1 pseudogene is annotated in these 545 nt (G+C 46.4%); it reads left to right on the forward strand.

From position 1 onward, the window contains the following. Positions 1 to 545, forward strand: a pseudogene (gene esxD / locus R7P74_RS28650) (type III secretion system regulon anti-activator ExsD); the annotation flags it as partial.

Genomic DNA, 545 nt, shown 5'->3' on the forward strand with positions numbered 1-545 from the left:
TGCGTCTGTTTTTAGAAATTGGCGCTCAGTTAAGTGACAGTCAACGAGTGGCGACCTTTGAGCAGAGGCTCGAATACATCAACTCTCGATTGGGCTTTCGCTTTAATTTGGCCACGCCAAAAACGCTGATCCTTTGTTGTTACTTGGCGTTGACCGAATGGATTCATCGACAAACCGACCAAAGTGCGTTGCACGCCTCGGTCAAAGTGGAGCAACTGATGAATCAGCTGGATATTCAAAAAGAGTACTGGTCGAAGTTATCGGGTGAAGACATCAGCGCGATTTTTGTTGAACAACAACTTGCGTTGATTGAGAGCCAGCAAACGCAGTTAAAAGCGCAGCTAAATACACTGAACGAGCAGCAGTCACAAGTAATTGAATCTCATAAAGCGTTGGTCGATAAGTGGCAACCGTCGTTAAGCAACTTGAAAGAACTGGCGGACTACACTTCAACGACGGATATGTTCATCTCTGATTGGAAAACGTGGTGCTCTGAGGCTCGTTTACAAGCACCGGATCGCAATGAAGTCTGGGATGCATGTGAC

It is taken from the genome of Vibrio sp. 2033 (assembly GCF_033339735.1).